At 60.6% G+C, this 14,507-nt stretch carries 16 protein-coding genes; 6 read left to right on the forward strand and 10 right to left on the reverse strand.

Translation table 11 applies throughout. The features are described from left to right. Nucleotides 1–136 precede the first annotated feature (136 nt). From infA to trxB, 4 genes are all read right to left on the reverse strand, one after another. On the reverse strand, nt 137–355 hold the full coding sequence (gene infA / locus AEQ67_RS25875; RefSeq protein WP_002553999.1) for a translation initiation factor IF-1: 219 nt from the start codon (nt 353–355) through the stop codon (nt 137–139). A gap of 111 nt (nt 356–466) precedes the next feature. After that, entirely contained in the window at nt 467–1,174 is a 708-nt protein-coding gene (locus AEQ67_RS25880; protein ID WP_059406613.1) for an arginyltransferase, read from the reverse strand. A 57-nt stretch (nt 1,175–1,231) separates the two neighbouring features. Next, nucleotides 1,232–1,912, reverse strand: coding sequence for a leucyl/phenylalanyl-tRNA--protein transferase (gene aat / locus AEQ67_RS25885; RefSeq protein WP_059406614.1), 681 nt, complete (start codon nt 1,910–1,912; stop codon nt 1,232–1,234). A 64-nt stretch (nt 1,913–1,976) separates the two neighbouring features. Next, on the reverse strand, nt 1,977–2,936 hold the full coding sequence (trxB, locus tag AEQ67_RS25890; RefSeq protein WP_059406615.1) for a thioredoxin-disulfide reductase: 960 nt from the start codon (nt 2,934–2,936) through the stop codon (nt 1,977–1,979). 308 nt (nt 2,937–3,244) lie between these two features. Here trxB and AEQ67_RS25895 point away from each other — a divergent pair, with 308 nt between their 5' ends. The 6 genes from AEQ67_RS25895 to cysG all read left to right on the forward strand — a co-directional run bounded on the left by AEQ67_RS25895 (nt 3,245) and on the right by cysG (nt 10,882). Beyond that, complete coding sequence (locus AEQ67_RS25895; protein WP_082377954.1) at nt 3,245–5,653, forward strand: DNA translocase FtsK; 2,409 nt, start codon at nt 3,245–3,247, stop codon at nt 5,651–5,653. 67 nt (nt 5,654–5,720) lie between these two features. Further along, complete coding sequence (lolA, locus tag AEQ67_RS25900; RefSeq protein ID WP_059406617.1) at nt 5,721–6,344, forward strand: outer membrane lipoprotein chaperone LolA; 624 nt, start codon at nt 5,721–5,723, stop codon at nt 6,342–6,344. A gap of 150 nt (nt 6,345–6,494) precedes the next feature. Beyond that, nucleotides 6,495–7,817, forward strand: a complete 1,323-nt coding sequence (locus AEQ67_RS25905; RefSeq protein WP_059406618.1) for a replication-associated recombination protein A — start codon at nt 6,495–6,497, stop codon at nt 7,815–7,817. Further along, nucleotides 7,817–8,191, forward strand: coding sequence for a fluoride efflux transporter CrcB (gene crcB, locus AEQ67_RS25910; protein ID WP_059406619.1), 375 nt, complete (start codon nt 7,817–7,819; stop codon nt 8,189–8,191). The genes AEQ67_RS25905 and crcB overlap by 1 nt, the downstream gene beginning before the upstream one ends. 15 nt (nt 8,192–8,206) lie before the next feature. Beyond that, nucleotides 8,207–9,487 carry a serine--tRNA ligase gene (gene serS, locus AEQ67_RS25915; protein WP_059406620.1) on the forward strand — a complete coding sequence of 427 codons (1,281 nt, stop codon included), beginning with the start codon at nt 8,207–8,209 and terminating at the stop codon, nt 9,485–9,487. Continuing rightward, entirely contained in the window at nt 9,488–10,882 is a 1,395-nt protein-coding gene (cysG, locus tag AEQ67_RS25920; RefSeq protein WP_059406621.1) for a siroheme synthase CysG, read from the forward strand. Between the two features lie 137 nt (nt 10,883–11,019). On the opposite strand, the gene AEQ67_RS25925 is transcribed toward cysG, so the two are convergent. The 6 genes from AEQ67_RS25925 to tusD form a co-directional block, all read right to left on the reverse strand. Further along, nucleotides 11,020–12,027 carry a glutathione S-transferase family protein gene (locus AEQ67_RS25925; RefSeq protein WP_059406622.1) on the reverse strand — a complete coding sequence of 336 codons (1,008 nt, stop codon included), beginning with the start codon at nt 12,025–12,027 and terminating at the stop codon, nt 11,020–11,022. 91 nt (nt 12,028–12,118) lie between these two features. After that, nucleotides 12,119–13,120: a glycosyl transferase family protein gene (locus AEQ67_RS25930; RefSeq protein WP_059406623.1), complete on the reverse strand. Its 1,002-nt coding sequence runs from the start codon at nt 13,118–13,120 to the stop codon at nt 12,119–12,121. After that, nucleotides 13,117–13,452 (reverse strand): TusE/DsrC/DsvC family sulfur relay protein, encoded by a 336-nt coding sequence (locus AEQ67_RS25935; RefSeq protein ID WP_059406624.1) that lies wholly within the window; start codon nt 13,450–13,452, stop codon nt 13,117–13,119. Before AEQ67_RS25935 ends, AEQ67_RS25930 begins: the two co-directional genes overlap by 4 nt. Next, nucleotides 13,449–13,742, reverse strand: coding sequence for a sulfurtransferase complex subunit TusB (gene tusB, locus AEQ67_RS25940; protein ID WP_059406625.1), 294 nt, complete (start codon nt 13,740–13,742; stop codon nt 13,449–13,451). The genes AEQ67_RS25935 and tusB overlap by 4 nt, the downstream gene beginning before the upstream one ends. After that, nucleotides 13,742–14,104, reverse strand: coding sequence for a sulfurtransferase complex subunit TusC (gene tusC / locus AEQ67_RS25945; RefSeq protein WP_059406626.1), 363 nt, complete (start codon nt 14,102–14,104; stop codon nt 13,742–13,744). The genes tusB and tusC overlap by 1 nt, the downstream gene beginning before the upstream one ends. Before the next feature lies 1 nt (nt 14,105). After that, entirely contained in the window at nt 14,106–14,498 is a 393-nt protein-coding gene (gene tusD / locus AEQ67_RS25950) for a sulfurtransferase complex subunit TusD (protein ID WP_059406647.1), read from the reverse strand. Nucleotides 14,499–14,507 lie beyond the last annotated feature (9 nt).

A 14,507-nucleotide genomic window follows, 5' to 3' on the forward strand; every position in this document is an offset into this window, starting at 1 on the left:
CGGCGTCTGGAAAAGTGAGTCGCTGTAAAAGCGAAACCATAAGCAGCCATTACCGCAGCAACGGATATACACACAATCCTATAAAGCGCGGACACAAAAACGCCCGGCATAAACCGGGCGTTCTGTATTGACTTGATTAACGAGCGCGGTAAGTGATCCGCCCTTTGCTCAAGTCATAGGGCGTCAGCTCGACGCGCACTTTGTCACCGGTAAGAATACGAATGTAGTTCTTGCGCATCTTGCCGGAAATATGCGCGGTTACGACGTGCCCATTTTCCAACTCCACACGAAACATGGTGTTGGGCAGGGTGTCGACGACAGTGCCTTCCATTTCGAAGCTGTCTTCTTTCGACATGCAGTAAAGCCCTCGGTGTCCAATGAATGGCCCGGTGCAACTGCGCCAGGCAAAAGCGGCGTGCATTGTGCCCGAAAAATGGGGTTTAAGCCAAGGGGTTTAGGGCTTGCTCTAGTTCAGGATGACCCAGCGCTGATTAATCAGCAGTTCGATGGGACGATATTGAGTCTTGTAGCTCATTTTTTTGCAGTTTTTGATCCAATAGCCCAGATAGACCGCTTCCAGCCTCAGGCGTCGGGCCTCGGCGATTTGCCAGAGGATCGCGTAACGCCCCAGGCTGCGACGTTCTTCGGCGGGTTCGTAGAAGGTGTAGACCGCCGACAGACCGTTCGGCAGCAAATCGGTCACGGCCACGGCCAGCAACCGTCCGTCGAGGCGGAATTCGTAGAATCGGGAGAACGGCAGGTCGCGCACCAGGAAAGTGGCGAACTGATCGCGACTCGGCGGATACATGTCGCCGTCGGCATGCCGCTGTTCGATGTAGCGCTGATACAGGTCGAAATACTCTTCGCTGAACCCCGGTTTTGCCGGGCGCACTTGCAGGTCAATGTTGCGCTTGAAGATGCGTTTCTGCTGACGATTCGGGGTAAATTGCGCCACGGGGATCCGTGCCGGCACGCACGCATTGCAATTCTGGCAATGCGGCCGGTAGAGATGGTCGCCACTGCGACGGAAACCCATCTCCGACAGATCTGCGTAGACATGCACATCCATGGGCTGACTAGGGTCGAGAAACAGGGTAGTGGCCTGCTCCTCGGGCAGATAACTGCAAGAGTGCGGCTGAGTGGCATAGAACTTCAAACGCGCCAACTCGGTCATGATCAACCCTCGGGATAATGCTTTTGATTAAGTGTAAGCCACGCGCGCAAAAGTCGCTCAGCAAACCCAGGTTGCGCGGCTGGGTTGGTCCAGATGCTGCGCAAGGTAGCGGGCAAATTCGCGGCGTGGAATGGCCCGGGCGCCGAGGCTGTGCAAATGGTCGGTGGGCATCTGGCAGTCGATCAGCACAAAGCCTGAGTCTTTCAGATGTCGGACCAGTGTGGCAAAGCCATATTTGGAGGCGTTATCGGCGCGACTGAACATCGACTCGCCGAAAAATAGCTGCCCCATGGCCAGGCCATACAGCCCGCCGACCAGCTCGCCCTGGTCCCAGACTTCCACCGAGTGCGCGTAACCGCGCCGGTGCAGTTCGAGGTAGGCGTTCTGCATCGCTTCGGTGATCCAGGTGCCATCGGCGTGGTCGCGCGGTGCGGCGCAGGCGCGGATGACCGCGGCAAAATCCTGATCGAAGGTCACTTGATAGCGTTGCTGGCGCAGCAACTTGTTCAGGCTGCGAGAGACATGCAGTTCGTCGGGAAACAGCACGGTGCGCGGATCCGGCGACCACCAGAGAATCGGCTGGCCTTCCGAAAACCATGGAAAACAACCGTGGCGATAGGCTTTAACCAGGCGATCGGCGGACAGGTCTCCGCCCGCAGCCAACAGTCCGTTGGGATCGCGCATGGCTTTTTCCAGCGGCGGGAAGGTCAGGGAGTTGCGTTGTAACCAAGTCAGCATGGCATCCGGGCTTGCAGAAGGGGAGGGCGGTGGCGGGCTGGTCGGCCCGCCGTGAAGTGTGCCGTCAAACGGTCGGAATGTCGTCGAGGTATTTTTCGGCGTCCAGCGCGGCCATGCAACCGGCGCCGGCCGACGTGACGGCCTGGCGGTAAACATGATCGGCTACACCGCCGGCAGCAAACACGCCTTCGATTGCAGGGGCGGGGGCATCGCCTTCGCTGCCGCCCTTGACCAGCAGATAGCCGTCACGCATCTCCAGTTGGCCCTGAAACAGGTCAGTGTTGGGCTTGTGGCCGATGGCGATGAACACGCCGGTCAGCGGCAATTCCGTGGTTTCGCCCGTGTGGCTGTCGCGCAGGCGGGCGCCGGTCACGCCGCTGGCATCGCCCAGCACTTCGTCGAGATTCTGGTTCCAGTGCAGGCGAATATTGCCGTTGGCGGCTCGTTCGAAGAGTTTGTCCTGAAGGATTTTCTCCGAGCGCAACTTGTCGCGCCGGTGGATCAGGTGGACTTCCTTGGCGATATTCGACAGGTACAGCGCTTCTTCAACCGCCGTGTTGCCGCCGCCGATCACCGCGACCACCTGATTGCGATAGAAGAAGCCGTCACAGGTGGCGCAGGCCGAAACGCCTTTGCCGGCAAACGTCTCTTCCGATGGCAGTCCGAGGTATTGCGCCGAAGCGCCGGTGGCAATAATCAGCGCATCGCAGGTGTAAGTGCCGCTGTCACCGATGAGTTCGAACGGGCGCTGTTGCAACTTGGCGGTGTGGATATGGTCGTAGACGATCTCGGTGTCAAAGCGCTCGGCGTGTTTTTGCATGCGTTCCATCAGTACCGGACCGGTGAGGCCTTCGACGTCGCCGGGCCAGTTATCGACTTCGACGGTGGTGGTCAGCTGGCCACCTGCCTGTATGCCGGTAATGACAACGGGTTTGAGGTTGGCGCGGGCGGCATAAACGGCTGCGCTGTAACCGGCAGGGCCGGAACCCAGAATGATCAGGCGGGAATGCTTCGCTTCGCTCATAAAAACACCTCATAAGCCTTTGTCACAAAAGAGAATGCATGCTCAAATTGAACCGCGCGCAATGGGCGTTTGGCTATGCTACACCCAAGGGTCACAAGCATGGCATCGGACGAACAAACCCGTACAATGCCTGTCTGTAACTGTGCTTGTAACAAAATAAGCAGTACGCGCCGTGTTTATAAAAACCGGGGCGCAGTGTTAAAAGTAGTCCCAGTTGCGCCTGTTAACTTTTTTACCTGCCTGGATTGGGCAGTTTTTTATAGTCATTCAACAGATGGACGCGCCACTGGCGCAGGAAAAGTAGCGTTTTGAAGAAATCCACCGCAGCACCTAAACCAGCCGTTGTTCCGCTCTGGCGCCAGCATTTGCACTACCGACTCAAGGAAGGTGCATTGATCGCCATCGGTGCCTTGTGCCTGTTCCTGATGATGGCCTTGTTGACCTATGGCAAGGACGATCCGGGCTGGAGCCATAACAGCAAGATCGACGATGTACAGAACTTCGGCGGGCCGGCCGGCTCCTACAGCGCCGATATCCTGTTCATGGTGCTGGGTTACTTCGCCTACATCTTCCCGCTGTTGCTGGCGGTCAAGACTTACCAGATCTTCCGCCAACGCCACGAACCGTGGCAGTGGAGCGGCTGGCTGTTTTCCTGGCGCCTGATCGGTCTGGTGTTCCTGGTGCTGTCGGGCGCGGCCCTGGCGCATATCCATTTTCACGCGGCGACCGGTCTGCCGGCCGGCGCTGGCGGTGCCTTGGGCGAAAGCCTTGGCGACCTGGCCAAGAATGCCCTGAACATCCAGGGCAGCACGCTGCTGTTCATCGCGCTGTTCCTGTTCGGCCTGACGGTGTTCACCGACCTGTCGTGGTTCAAGGTGATGGACCTCACCGGCAAAATCACCCTCGACCTGTTCGAACTGTTCCAGGGCGCGGCCAATCGCTGGTGGGCCGCCCGTGTCGAGCGTAAGCAACTGGTTGCGCAATTGCGTGAAGTCGACGACCGCGTGCATGACGTGGTGGCGCCGACCGTTACCGACAAGCGCGAACAGGCCAAGGTCAAGGAACGCCTGATCGAACGTGAGCAGGCCCTGAGCAAGCACATGTCCGAGCGCGAGATGCAGGTGCCGCCGGTGATTGCCCCGGCGCCGCCGAAACCGGCAGCGCCGAGCAAGCGCGTGGAAAAAGAGAAACAGGCGCATTTGTTCGTCGACAGCGCCGTCGAAGGCACCTTGCCGCCGATCTCGATTCTCGACCCGGCGGAAAAGAAACAGCTCAATTATTCGCCTGAATCCCTGGCTGCGGTTGGCCACTTGCTGGAAATCAAGCTCAAGGAATTCGGCGTCGAAGTCTCGGTGGATTCGATTCACCCGGGTCCGGTGATTACCCGTTACGAAATCCAGCCCGCTGCCGGGGTTAAAGTCAGCCGTATCTCCAACCTGGCAAAAGACCTTGCGCGTTCCCTGGCCGTGACCAGTGTGCGTGTGGTGGAAGTGATTCCGGGCAAGACCACCGTCGGTATCGAGATCCCGAACGAAGACCGCCAGATCGTGCGGTTCTCCGAAGTGCTGTCGACCCCCGAGTACGACAACTTCAAGTCGCCGGTCACGCTGGCGCTGGGCCATGACATCGGCGGCAAGCCGGTCATCACCGATCTGGCGAAAATGCCGCACTTGCTGGTGGCCGGTACGACCGGTTCCGGTAAGTCGGTGGGCGTGAACGCGATGATCCTGTCGATCCTGTTCAAGTCCGGCCCGGAAGACGCCAAGCTGATCATGATCGACCCGAAAATGCTTGAATTGTCGATCTACGAAGGTATTCCGCACCTGCTGTGCCCGGTCGTGACCGACATGAAGGACGCGGCCAACGCCCTGCGCTGGAGCGTGGCGGAGATGGAGCGTCGCTACAAATTGATGGCGAAGATGGGCGTACGAAACCTGTCGGGCTTCAACGCCAAGGTCAAGGAAGCCCAGGACGCCGGTGAGCCGTTGACCGATCCGCTGTACAAGCGCGAAAGCATTCACGACGAAGCGCCGTTGCTGACCAAGCTGCCGACCATTGTCGTGGTGGTCGACGAATTCGCCGACATGATGATGATCGTCGGCAAGAAGGTTGAAGAACTGATCGCGCGTATCGCCCAGAAGGCCCGTGCTGCCGGTATCCACTTGATCCTCGCGACCCAGCGTCCGTCGGTGGACGTGATCACCGGTCTGATCAAGGCCAACATTCCAACGCGTATGGCGTTCCAGGTGTCGAGCAAGATCGATTCGCGGACCATCATCGACCAGGGCGGCGCCGAGCAACTGCTGGGCCACGGTGACATGCTCTACATGCCGCCAGGCACCAGCCTGCCGATCCGTGTTCACGGTGCCTTCGTTTCCGATGACGAAGTTCACCGGGTGGTTGAAGCCTGGAAACTGCGCGGCGCGCCGGAATACAACGACGAGATTCTCGCCGGTGTCGAAGAGCCCGGTAGCGGCTTTGACGGCGGCAGCGGCGGTGGTGACGATGATGCTGAAACCGACGCGCTCTATGACGAAGCAGTGCAGTTCGTGCTGGAAAGCCGTCGCGCGTCCATCTCCGCGGTTCAGCGCAAGCTGAAAATCGGCTACAACCGCGCCGCACGCATGATCGAAGCCATGGAAATGGCCGGGGTCGTGACGTCCATGAATACCAACGGTTCGCGTGAAGTCCTGGCGCCTGGCCCGGTACGCGACTGATTTGAATTGAACAGCGGCGGCGCAGTAATGCGCCGCCACTCTCCCCACGAATGTTATGAGGACTCCCATGCGTCTTATCCGCATGCTGTTGTTGCCGGTACTGGCTTTGACCACGCTTTCGGCCCACGCCGATGACAAGGACGTGGCGCGTCTGACCCAATTGCTGGAAAAATCCCAGACCCTGACCGCGCGTTTCTCCCAACTGACCCTCGATGGCAGCGGCACCCAGTTGCAGGAAACCGCCGGTCAAATGTCCTTGCAGCGTCCTGGCCTGTTCTACTGGCACACCGACGCGCCGCAAGAGCAGCTGATGGTGTCCGATGGCAAGAAAGTTTCCCTGTGGGACCCGGACCTTGAGCAGGTCACCATCAAGAACCTCGACCAGCGCCTGACCCAGACCCCGGCACTGTTGCTGTCCGGTGATGTATCGAAGATCAGCCAGAGTTTCGACATCAGCGCCAAGGAAGCCGGCGGCGTGATCGACTTCACCTTGAAGCCGAAAACCAAGGACACCTTGTTCGACAGCCTGCGCTTGTCGTTCCGCAATGGCTTGGTCAATGACATGCAACTGATTGACAGCGTCGGTCAGCGCACCAATATCCTGTTCACCGGCGTAAAGGCCAACGAGCCGATCCCGGCCTCCAAGTTCAAGTTCGACATCCCCAAGGGTGCCGACGTGATCCAGGAATAACGAACAGAACATAGAACCTGTGGGAGCGGGCTTGCCCGCGATGGCGTCGGGTCAGGCGACTCTGATGTTGAATGTTATGGCCCCATCGCGGGCAAGCCCGCTCCCACAGGGGGCGCGGTGTTACGACCCAGTGAGGTTTCATAAGCAGTGATGGACCTGTTTCGCAGTGCCCCGATAGCTCAGCCCTTGGCCGCCCGTTTGCGTGCGGCCAATCTGGACGAGTACGTCGGTCAGGAACACCTGCTCGCTCGCGGCAAGCCATTGCGCGAAGCCCTGGAGCAGGGTGCCCTGCACTCGATGATTTTCTGGGGCCCGCCGGGCGTGGGCAAAACCACCCTGGCGCGGCTGCTGGCGGAAGTCTCGGATGCGCACTTTGAAACGGTCTCGGCAGTCCTGGCCGGGGTGAAGGAAATCCGGCAAGCGGTGGAAATCGCCAAGCAGCAGGCCGGGCAGTACGGCAAGCGCACCATCCTGTTTGTCGATGAAGTGCATCGCTTCAACAAATCCCAGCAGGATGCGTTCCTGCCTTACGTTGAAGACGGCACGCTGATTTTCATCGGCGCGACCACCGAAAACCCTTCGTTTGAACTCAACAATGCGCTGCTGTCCCGCGCCCGCGTCTATGTGCTCAAAAGCCTCGACGAAGCGGCCCTGCGCAAACTGGTGTATCGCGCACTGACCGAAGAGCGTGGCTTGGGCAAGCGGCAACTGACCCTCAGCGATGAAGGCTTCCAGATGCTGCTGTCCGCCGCCGATGGCGATGGCCGGCGTTTGCTCAACCTGCTGGAAAACGCCTCGGACCTGGCTGAAGACAACAGCGAGATCGGCGTCGATCTGCTGCAAAGCCTGCTCGGTGATACCCGTCGGCGTTTCGACAAGGGTGGCGAAGCGTTCTACGACCAGATTTCCGCGCTGCATAAATCGGTGCGCGGCTCCAACCCCGACGGCGCGTTGTACTGGTTCGCGCGGATGATCGATGGCGGTTGCGATCCGCTGTACCTGGCCCGGCGCGTGGTGCGCATGGCCAGTGAAGACATCGGCAACGCTGACCCGCGCGCCTTGAGTCTGTGCCTGGCGGCATGGGAAGTTCAGGAGCGCCTCGGCAGCCCCGAAGGCGAGTTGGCGGTGGCCCAGGCCATTACGTATCTGGCCTGCGCGCCGAAAAGCAACGCGGTGTACATGGGTTTCAAAGCCGCCATGCGCAGTGCCACCGAACACGGTTCGCTGGAAGTGCCGTTGCACCTGCGCAACGCGCCGACCAAGCTGATGAAGCAATTGGGTTACGGCGACGAATACCGTTATGCCCACGATGAACCGGACGCCTACGCTGCGGGCGAAGACTATTTCCCGGAAGAACTCGAACCCCAACCGTTCTATCAGCCGGTGCCGCGCGGCCTGGAGCTGAAGATCGGCGAGAAGCTCAATCACCTTGCCCAACTTGACCGTCTCAGCCCCCGGCAGCGGAGAAAATAGTGATTCCCTTGATCGTTGCCGTCTCTGTCGGTGGTATCGCCGGCACGCTATTGCGCTTCGCCACCGGCAACTGGATCAACGCTAATTGGCCGCGGCACTTCTATACCGCGACGCTGGCCGTTAATATCGTCGGCTGTTTGCTGATCGGCGTTCTATACGGTCTGTTTTTGATACGCCCGGAGGTGCCGATCGAGGTGCGCGCCGGGTTGATGGTCGGCTTCCTCGGGGGGCTGACAACTTTTTCATCCTTTTCACTGGATACGGTGCGCCTGCTGGAAACCGGGCAAATGCCGCTGGCCGTGGGCTATGCTGCCATCAGCGTATTCGGCGGGCTGCTCGCCACCTGGGCTGGCCTGTCCTTGACCAAACTTTGATAACGAGAGACCGACATGCTCGATTCCAAACTGTTACGTAGCAACCTTCAGGACGTAGCGGACCGCCTGGCATCCCGTGGCTTTGCCCTGGATGTCGCGCGCATCGAAGCGCTGGAAGAACAGCGCAAGACCGTCCAGACCCGCACCGAAGCACTGCAGGCTGACCGTAATGCGCGCTCCAAATCCATCGGCCAGGCCAAGCAGCGTGGCGAAGACATCGCGCCGCTGATGGCTGACGTCGAGCGCATGGCGAACGAATTGAGCGCCGGCAAAGTCGAGCTGGACGCGATCCAGTCCGATCTGGACTCGATCCTGCTCGGCATCCCGAACCTGCCACACGAAACCGTGCCGGTCGGTAAAGACGAAGAAGACAACGTTGAAGTGCGCCGCTGGGGCACCCCGAAGGCATTCGATTTCCCGGTTCAGGACCACGTCGCCCTGGGCGAGAAGTTCGGCTGGCTGGACTTCGAAACCGCCGCCAAGTTGTCCGGCGCCCGTTTCTCCCTGTTGCGCGGCCCGATCGCGCGTCTGCACCGCGCCCTCGCGCAGTTCATGATCAACCTGCACACCAGCGAACACGGCTACGAAGAGGCCTACACGCCTTATCTGGTTCAAGCCCCGGCGCTGCAAGGCACCGGCCAGTTGCCGAAGTTCGAAGAAGACCTGTTCAAGATCGCGCGCGAAGGCGAAGCCGATCTGTACCTGATCCCGACCGCCGAAGTGTCGCTGACCAACATCGTGGCCGGCGAGATCGTCGATTCGAAACTGCTGCCGATCAAGTTCGTTGCCCACACGCCGTGCTTCCGCAGTGAAGCCGGCGCATCGGGTCGTGACACTCGTGGCATGATTCGTCAGCACCAGTTCGACAAGGTCGAGATGGTCCAGATCGTTGAGCCGTCGACGTCGATGGAAGCGCTGGAAGGCCTGACCGCCAACGCCGAGAAAGTCCTGCAACTGCTGGAACTGCCTTACCGCACCATCGCGCTGTGCACCGGCGACATGGGGTTCAGCGCGGTCAAGACCTACGACCTGGAAGTGTGGATTCCGAGCCAGGACAAGTACCGCGAGATTTCGTCGTGCTCCAACTGTGGCGACTTCCAGGCCCGTCGCATGCAGGCGCGTTTCCGCAACCCGGAAACCGGCAAGCCTGAACTGGTTCACACCCTGAACGGTTCCGGCCTGGCGGTCGGTCGTACATTGGTGGCAGTGCTGGAAAACTACCAGCAGGCCGACGGTTCGATCCGTGTGCCTGAAGTACTGAAACCGTACATGGGTGGCCTTGAGGTCATCGGCTAAATGGACTATCTGCCGCTGTTCCATAACCTGCGCGGCAGGCGTGGGTTGGTCGTCGGCGGCGGGGAGATTGCCTTGCGCAAATCCCGCCTGCTGGCCGATGCCGGTGCGCGGCTGCGGGTGGTCGCACCTGAAATCGAACCGCAACTGCGCGAACTGGTTGCCGGCGGCGGGGGCGAGTGTCTGTTGCGTGGCTACGTCGAAGCGGATCTGGACGGATGCGGGCTGATCATTGCCGCGACCGATGACGAACCGCTGAACGCGCAAGTCTCCGCCGATGCCCATCGGCGTTGCGTGCCGGTCAACGTGGTGGACGCGCCTTCGCTGTGTAGCGTGATCTTCCCGGCGATCGTCGACCGTTCGCCGCTGATCATTGCGGTTTCCAGCGGCGGCGATGCACCGGTGCTGGCACGCTTGATCCGCGCCAAGATCGAAACCTGGATTCCTTCCACCTACGGTCAACTGGCCGGTCTGGCAGCGCGTTTTCGCAGCCAGGTCAAACGCCTGTTCCCGGACGTGCAGCAACGCCGGGCATTCTGGGAAGACGTGTTCCAGGGCCCGATTGCCGACCGGCAACTGGCCGGGCAGGGCGCTGAAGCCGAGCGTCTGCTGCAAGCGAAAATCGATGGCGAAGCACCCGTGGCCACCGGCGAAGTGTATCTGGTGGGCGCGGGGCCGGGTGATCCCGACCTGCTGACCTTCCGCGCGTTGCGCCGGATGCAGCAAGCCGATGTGGTGCTGTATGACCGCCTGGTGGCGCCGGCGATTCTGGAATTGTGCCGTCGCGATGCCGAGCGGATTTACGTCGGCAAGCGTCGCGCCGATCACGCCGTGCCGCAGGATCAGATCAACCAGCAATTGGTCGACCTGGCCAAGCAGGGCAAACGCGTGGTGCGGTTGAAGGGCGGTGATCCGTTCATCTTCGGCCGTGGCGGTGAAGAGATCGAAGAGTTGGCGGCGCATGGCATTCCGTTCCAGGTGGTGCCGGGTATCACGGCGGCCAGCGGTTGCGCGGCGTATGCCGGGATTCCGCTGACACACCGTGATTACGCGCAGTCGGTGCGTTTTGTCACCGGGCACTTGAAGGATGGTTCCACCGATTTGCCGTGGGCGGATCTGGTCGCGCCGGCACAAACCCTGGTGTTTTACATGGGGCTGGTGGGCTTGCCGATCATCTGCGAGCAGCTGATCAAGCACGGTCGCGCGGCGGATACCCCGGCGGCGTTGATTCAGCAGGGCACGACGGTTAATCAGCGGGTATTTACTGGCACCCTGGCGGACCTGCCGCAACTGGTGGCGGAGCATGAAGTGCATGCGCCGACGCTGGTGATTGTCGGGGAAGTGGTGCAACTGCGCGAGAAACTGGCCTGGTTTGAAGGGGCCCAGTCTCAAGTCTGAACACCGAGTCGCCCCCATCGCGGGCAAGCCCGCTCCCACAGGGTATGTGTTGAGGCTGCAATTTTTGGCAGAACACAAAAAACTGTGGGAGCGGGCTTGCCCGCGATGGGGCCCTCAAACCTACCCGATATTCCGGATCAAATGGGATTCCTGCGCCAAACCCCTTTCCCGCTCAACCGCTCGCGATCATGCGGGGCTGTGAAATCCTGCGCTGGCCCTTTAGGAACAATCCCCGTCGGATTGATGGTCTTGTGGCTTCCGTAGTAATGATTCTTGATGTGCTCAAAACTCACCGTCTCGGCAATCCCCGGCCACTGGTAAATCTCCCGTAGCCAGTTCGACAAATTCGGATAATCGGCAATCCGCCGCAGGTTGCACTTGAAGTGCCCGTAGTACACCGCATCAAAACGAATCAGCGTGGTGAACAACCGTATATCCGCTTCCGTCAGGTATTCGCCAGTCAGATAGCGATTGGCACCGAGCAATAACTCCAGCCGATCCAGCTCGGCAAACACATCATCGAACGCCTCTTCATAAGCCTTCTGCGACGTAGCAAACCCGGCGCGGTACACGCCGTTGTTCACCGCCGGATAAATCCGTTCGTTCAGCGCATCGATCTCGCTGCGAAGCGGCGCCGGGTAGAAGTCCAGCTCATTGCCGGTCAACTCATCGAACGCGCTGTTGAACATGCGGATAATCTCCGCCGATTCATTATTGACGATGCGATTCTGCTGTTTGTCCCAGAGCACCGGTACGGTGACGCGGCCGGTGTAGTCGGCGGTATCGGCGGTGTAGCGCTGGTGCATGAAGGTGAAGTGGTCGAGTTTGTCGCCCGTCGAGCCAAGGTTCTGATCGAAGGTCCAGCCGTTTTCCAGCATCAGCCAACTGACCACCGACACGTCGATCAGGCTGTCGAGGCCTTTGAGTTTGCGCAGGATCAGCGTGCGATGGGCCCACGGACAGGCGAGCGATACGTAGAGATGATAGCGACCAGCCTCGGCGGCAAACCCACCGACACCGCTCGGGCCCGGCTTGCCGTCAGCGGTCAGCCAGTTGCGACGTTGCGCCTGTTCACGCTGGAACGCGCCGTCCTTGCTGCTTTCGTACCACTGGTCATGCCAGCGACCTTCGACTAACAAACCCATGTCCAAGACTCCTCAATCCGATAAGCGTTGGAGAGGAGTCTATGCCCATGAGTTCGAACAAAAAGCGCAAAGGTTGAAGGGTTATGATCGGTTAAATCGATCTGTCCCGCGCATCCCAATACTGCTGGGCGGTTTCGAAGGCTTGCTCGCGGGGCTGGCCGAGGCCGCGCAAGGCCAGGGCCATGGTCGAAATCAGCGCCATTTGCGGGTAGCTGTCGACCACGTCGCCGCGCCACACGGCTTTCATATGCTCAGGCTCAAGCGAGGCCGGTTTGACGTGGCGCTGGCTCGACAGTTGCGGCCATTCCTCGTCCCAGCTTTCGCCGCCGGTGGTGCCGTACAGGTGGCTGTCGGCATCCGGGTTGATCTCGATCTCGCCGCCATCGCCCTTGACCACGATTGCAGTGTCACCGAGCAAGCCGCTCGCATCGCGATGCACCGCCTGGTAGCCGGGGTGGAAGATGCTTTGCAGGCCGCAGCGGGCGCCCAGCGGATTGAGAATCCGCGTCAGGGAGTGGATCGGCGAGCGCAGGCCCAGGGTGTTGCGCAGGTCGATCATCCGTTGCAACTGCGGCGCCCAGTCCACCAGCGGCATGAAGGCCAGGCCGCCGTCGTCGAGCGCCTCGCCGACCTGTTGCCAGTTGCGGCACAGCGGGATGTTCAACTCGCTCAGCAATTGTTCGCTGTACAGGCGACCGGCCGTGTGGGCGCCGCCGCCGTGCATGAACACGCGCAGACCGTTCTGCGCCAGGCACTTGGCCGCCAGCAGATACCACGGCAAATGACGCTTCTTGCCGGCATAGGTCGGCCAGTCGAGATCGACGGCCAATGCCGGTGGATTCAAGCGTTCACGCAAGGCTTCGGTGAACCCGGCCATTTCCTCGGCGCTTTCTTCCTTGTGCCGCAACAGCATCAGGAACGCGCCGAGCTGGGTCTCTTCGACCTTGTCGTCGAGCACCATGCCCATGGCTTGGCGGGCTTCTTCACGGGTCAGGTCGCGGGCGCCGCGCTTGCCTTTGCCGAGTATCCGTACGAATTGGGCGAACGGGTGTTCGGCGGGCGTTTCGAGGGTCAGCGCTGGGAAGTCGGTCATAAGCAATTCGTCGGTTTGGGCAGGCCCGCCAGTTTTGCGGCGAGTTTGGCAGGGGTGCCTTTGAACAGTCGGTTCAGGTGCAGGCTGTTGCCCTTGTCCGGGGCCAGCTTCAATGCGGTGTACTTGATCAGCGGACGGGTGGCCGGCGACAGCTGGAATTCGTCGTAGAAGCTGCGCAACAGCTCGAGGATTTCCCAGTGTTCGGGGCTCAACTCGATGTCTTCGGCGGCGGCCAGGGCGCCGGCCACCTCAAACGACCAGTCGCTCAGGTCAACCAGAAAGCCGTCCTTGTCCAACTCGATGGCGCGGGCGCCGACTGTCAGGGAATTCATAGCCAGCTGTTGACCTTATCGTAGTGAATCGACAGCTCGACGAAGGCCGGGTAATCGATGGCACTGGCCCAGTCCGGAACGACAAGCGCCCGGGCCTGGGCATCTTCGGCCAGTACGAACAGTTTCGGACGGCGGGCGTTCAGCGTGTTGAACGGTGCAGTGCCTGGCTGCAAGGCATACGCCGCATCGCCAGACAGCAGCAACGCATCGTCAGCGCCGATCACGCGCAGGCAACTGGTCAGGCGGTCGTCGCCGAACGGGGAATGAGACAACACATGCAAAGTCGGCATCAGAGGGTGATCACCTGGTCGTAACGGTCAATAAGTGCGGTGATTTCGTGAGCGGACAACACCTGGGCTTCTTCCAGCGCCAGACCGGTCGGGTCCAGACCCCGTTCCCCAGCGCTGTCGCCACAGACGAACAGGTCTTCGACACCGAACATCGGCAGGGCTTGCAGGTTCGCGCTCAGGTCTTTCTGTTGCAGGGCCTTGGCGTCTTGCTTGGCAGCGAGCTGGAACACCCCGTCATCGAGAAACAAAAGGCCGATCGGCAGATCGAAGGCGCCGCCCGCCAGGACGATGTCCAGCGCTTCCCGCGCATTGGGCCCGGACCAGGGCGCCTGACGGCTGATGATCAGCAAGGATTTGGGCATCTCACGCGCCTCCGAAACAGATCAGGCGGTCGGCATCCTGTACCGCATCGTGTAATTGGCCGAGGCCGGATAATTCCCACGGCGCGCCGACGGCAACCGCTTCTCGCTGATAGCGTTTGGCTTCTTCTTCGTTCAACACGCCACGACGCAGAGCGGCGGCGATGCAGACGACGCCATCGAGTTGATGCTCGGACACTAAGGCGCGCCATTGCTTGGGCAAGTCCTGCTCATCCTGAGGCGTGACCACGCTGCCGGAGGCGTTGTAGACACCGTCCTGATAGAAAAACAGCCGGACAATCTCATGCCCACCGGCCAGCGCAGCCTGGGCAAACAGCAAGGCGCGACGGGAGGAGGGCGCGTGGGCGGCGGAAAACAGCGCGATGGCGAACTTCATGACGGACTC

The organism is Pseudomonas sp. RIT-PI-q (genome assembly GCF_001297125.1).
Taxonomy (GTDB): Bacteria; Pseudomonadota; Gammaproteobacteria; order Pseudomonadales; family Pseudomonadaceae; genus Aquipseudomonas.

Coding starts and splice junctions, on each gene's coding strand:
- infA (WP_002553999.1), bottom strand. CDS start 355: ATGTCGAAAGAAGACAGCTTCGAAATGGAAGGCACTGTCGTCGACACC.
- AEQ67_RS25880 (WP_059406613.1), bottom strand. CDS start 1,174: ATGACCGAGTTGGCGCGTTTGAAGTTCTATGCCACTCAGCCGCACTCT.
- aat (WP_059406614.1), bottom strand. CDS start 1,912: ATGCTGACTTGGTTACAACGCAACTCCCTGACCTTCCCGCCGCTGGAA.
- trxB (WP_059406615.1), bottom strand. CDS start 2,936: ATGAGCGAAGCGAAGCATTCCCGCCTGATCATTCTGGGTTCCGGCCCT.
- lolA (WP_059406617.1), top strand. CDS start 5,721: ATGCGTCTTATCCGCATGCTGTTGTTGCCGGTACTGGCTTTGACCACG.
- AEQ67_RS25905 (WP_059406618.1), top strand. CDS start 6,495: ATGGACCTGTTTCGCAGTGCCCCGATAGCTCAGCCCTTGGCCGCCCGT.
- serS (WP_059406620.1), top strand. CDS start 8,207: ATGCTCGATTCCAAACTGTTACGTAGCAACCTTCAGGACGTAGCGGAC.
- cysG (WP_059406621.1), top strand. CDS start 9,488: ATGGACTATCTGCCGCTGTTCCATAACCTGCGCGGCAGGCGTGGGTTG.
- AEQ67_RS25925 (WP_059406622.1), bottom strand. CDS start 12,027: ATGGGTTTGTTAGTCGAAGGTCGCTGGCATGACCAGTGGTACGAAAGC.
- AEQ67_RS25930 (WP_059406623.1), bottom strand. CDS start 13,120: ATGACCGACTTCCCAGCGCTGACCCTCGAAACGCCCGCCGAACACCCG.
- AEQ67_RS25935 (WP_059406624.1), bottom strand. CDS start 13,452: ATGAATTCCCTGACAGTCGGCGCCCGCGCCATCGAGTTGGACAAGGAC.
- tusB (WP_059406625.1), bottom strand. CDS start 13,742: ATGCCGACTTTGCATGTGTTGTCTCATTCCCCGTTCGGCGACGACCGC.
- tusC (WP_059406626.1), bottom strand. CDS start 14,104: ATGCCCAAATCCTTGCTGATCATCAGCCGTCAGGCGCCCTGGTCCGGG.
- tusD (WP_059406647.1), bottom strand. CDS start 14,498: ATGAAGTTCGCCATCGCGCTGTTTTCCGCCGCCCACGCGCCCTCCTCC.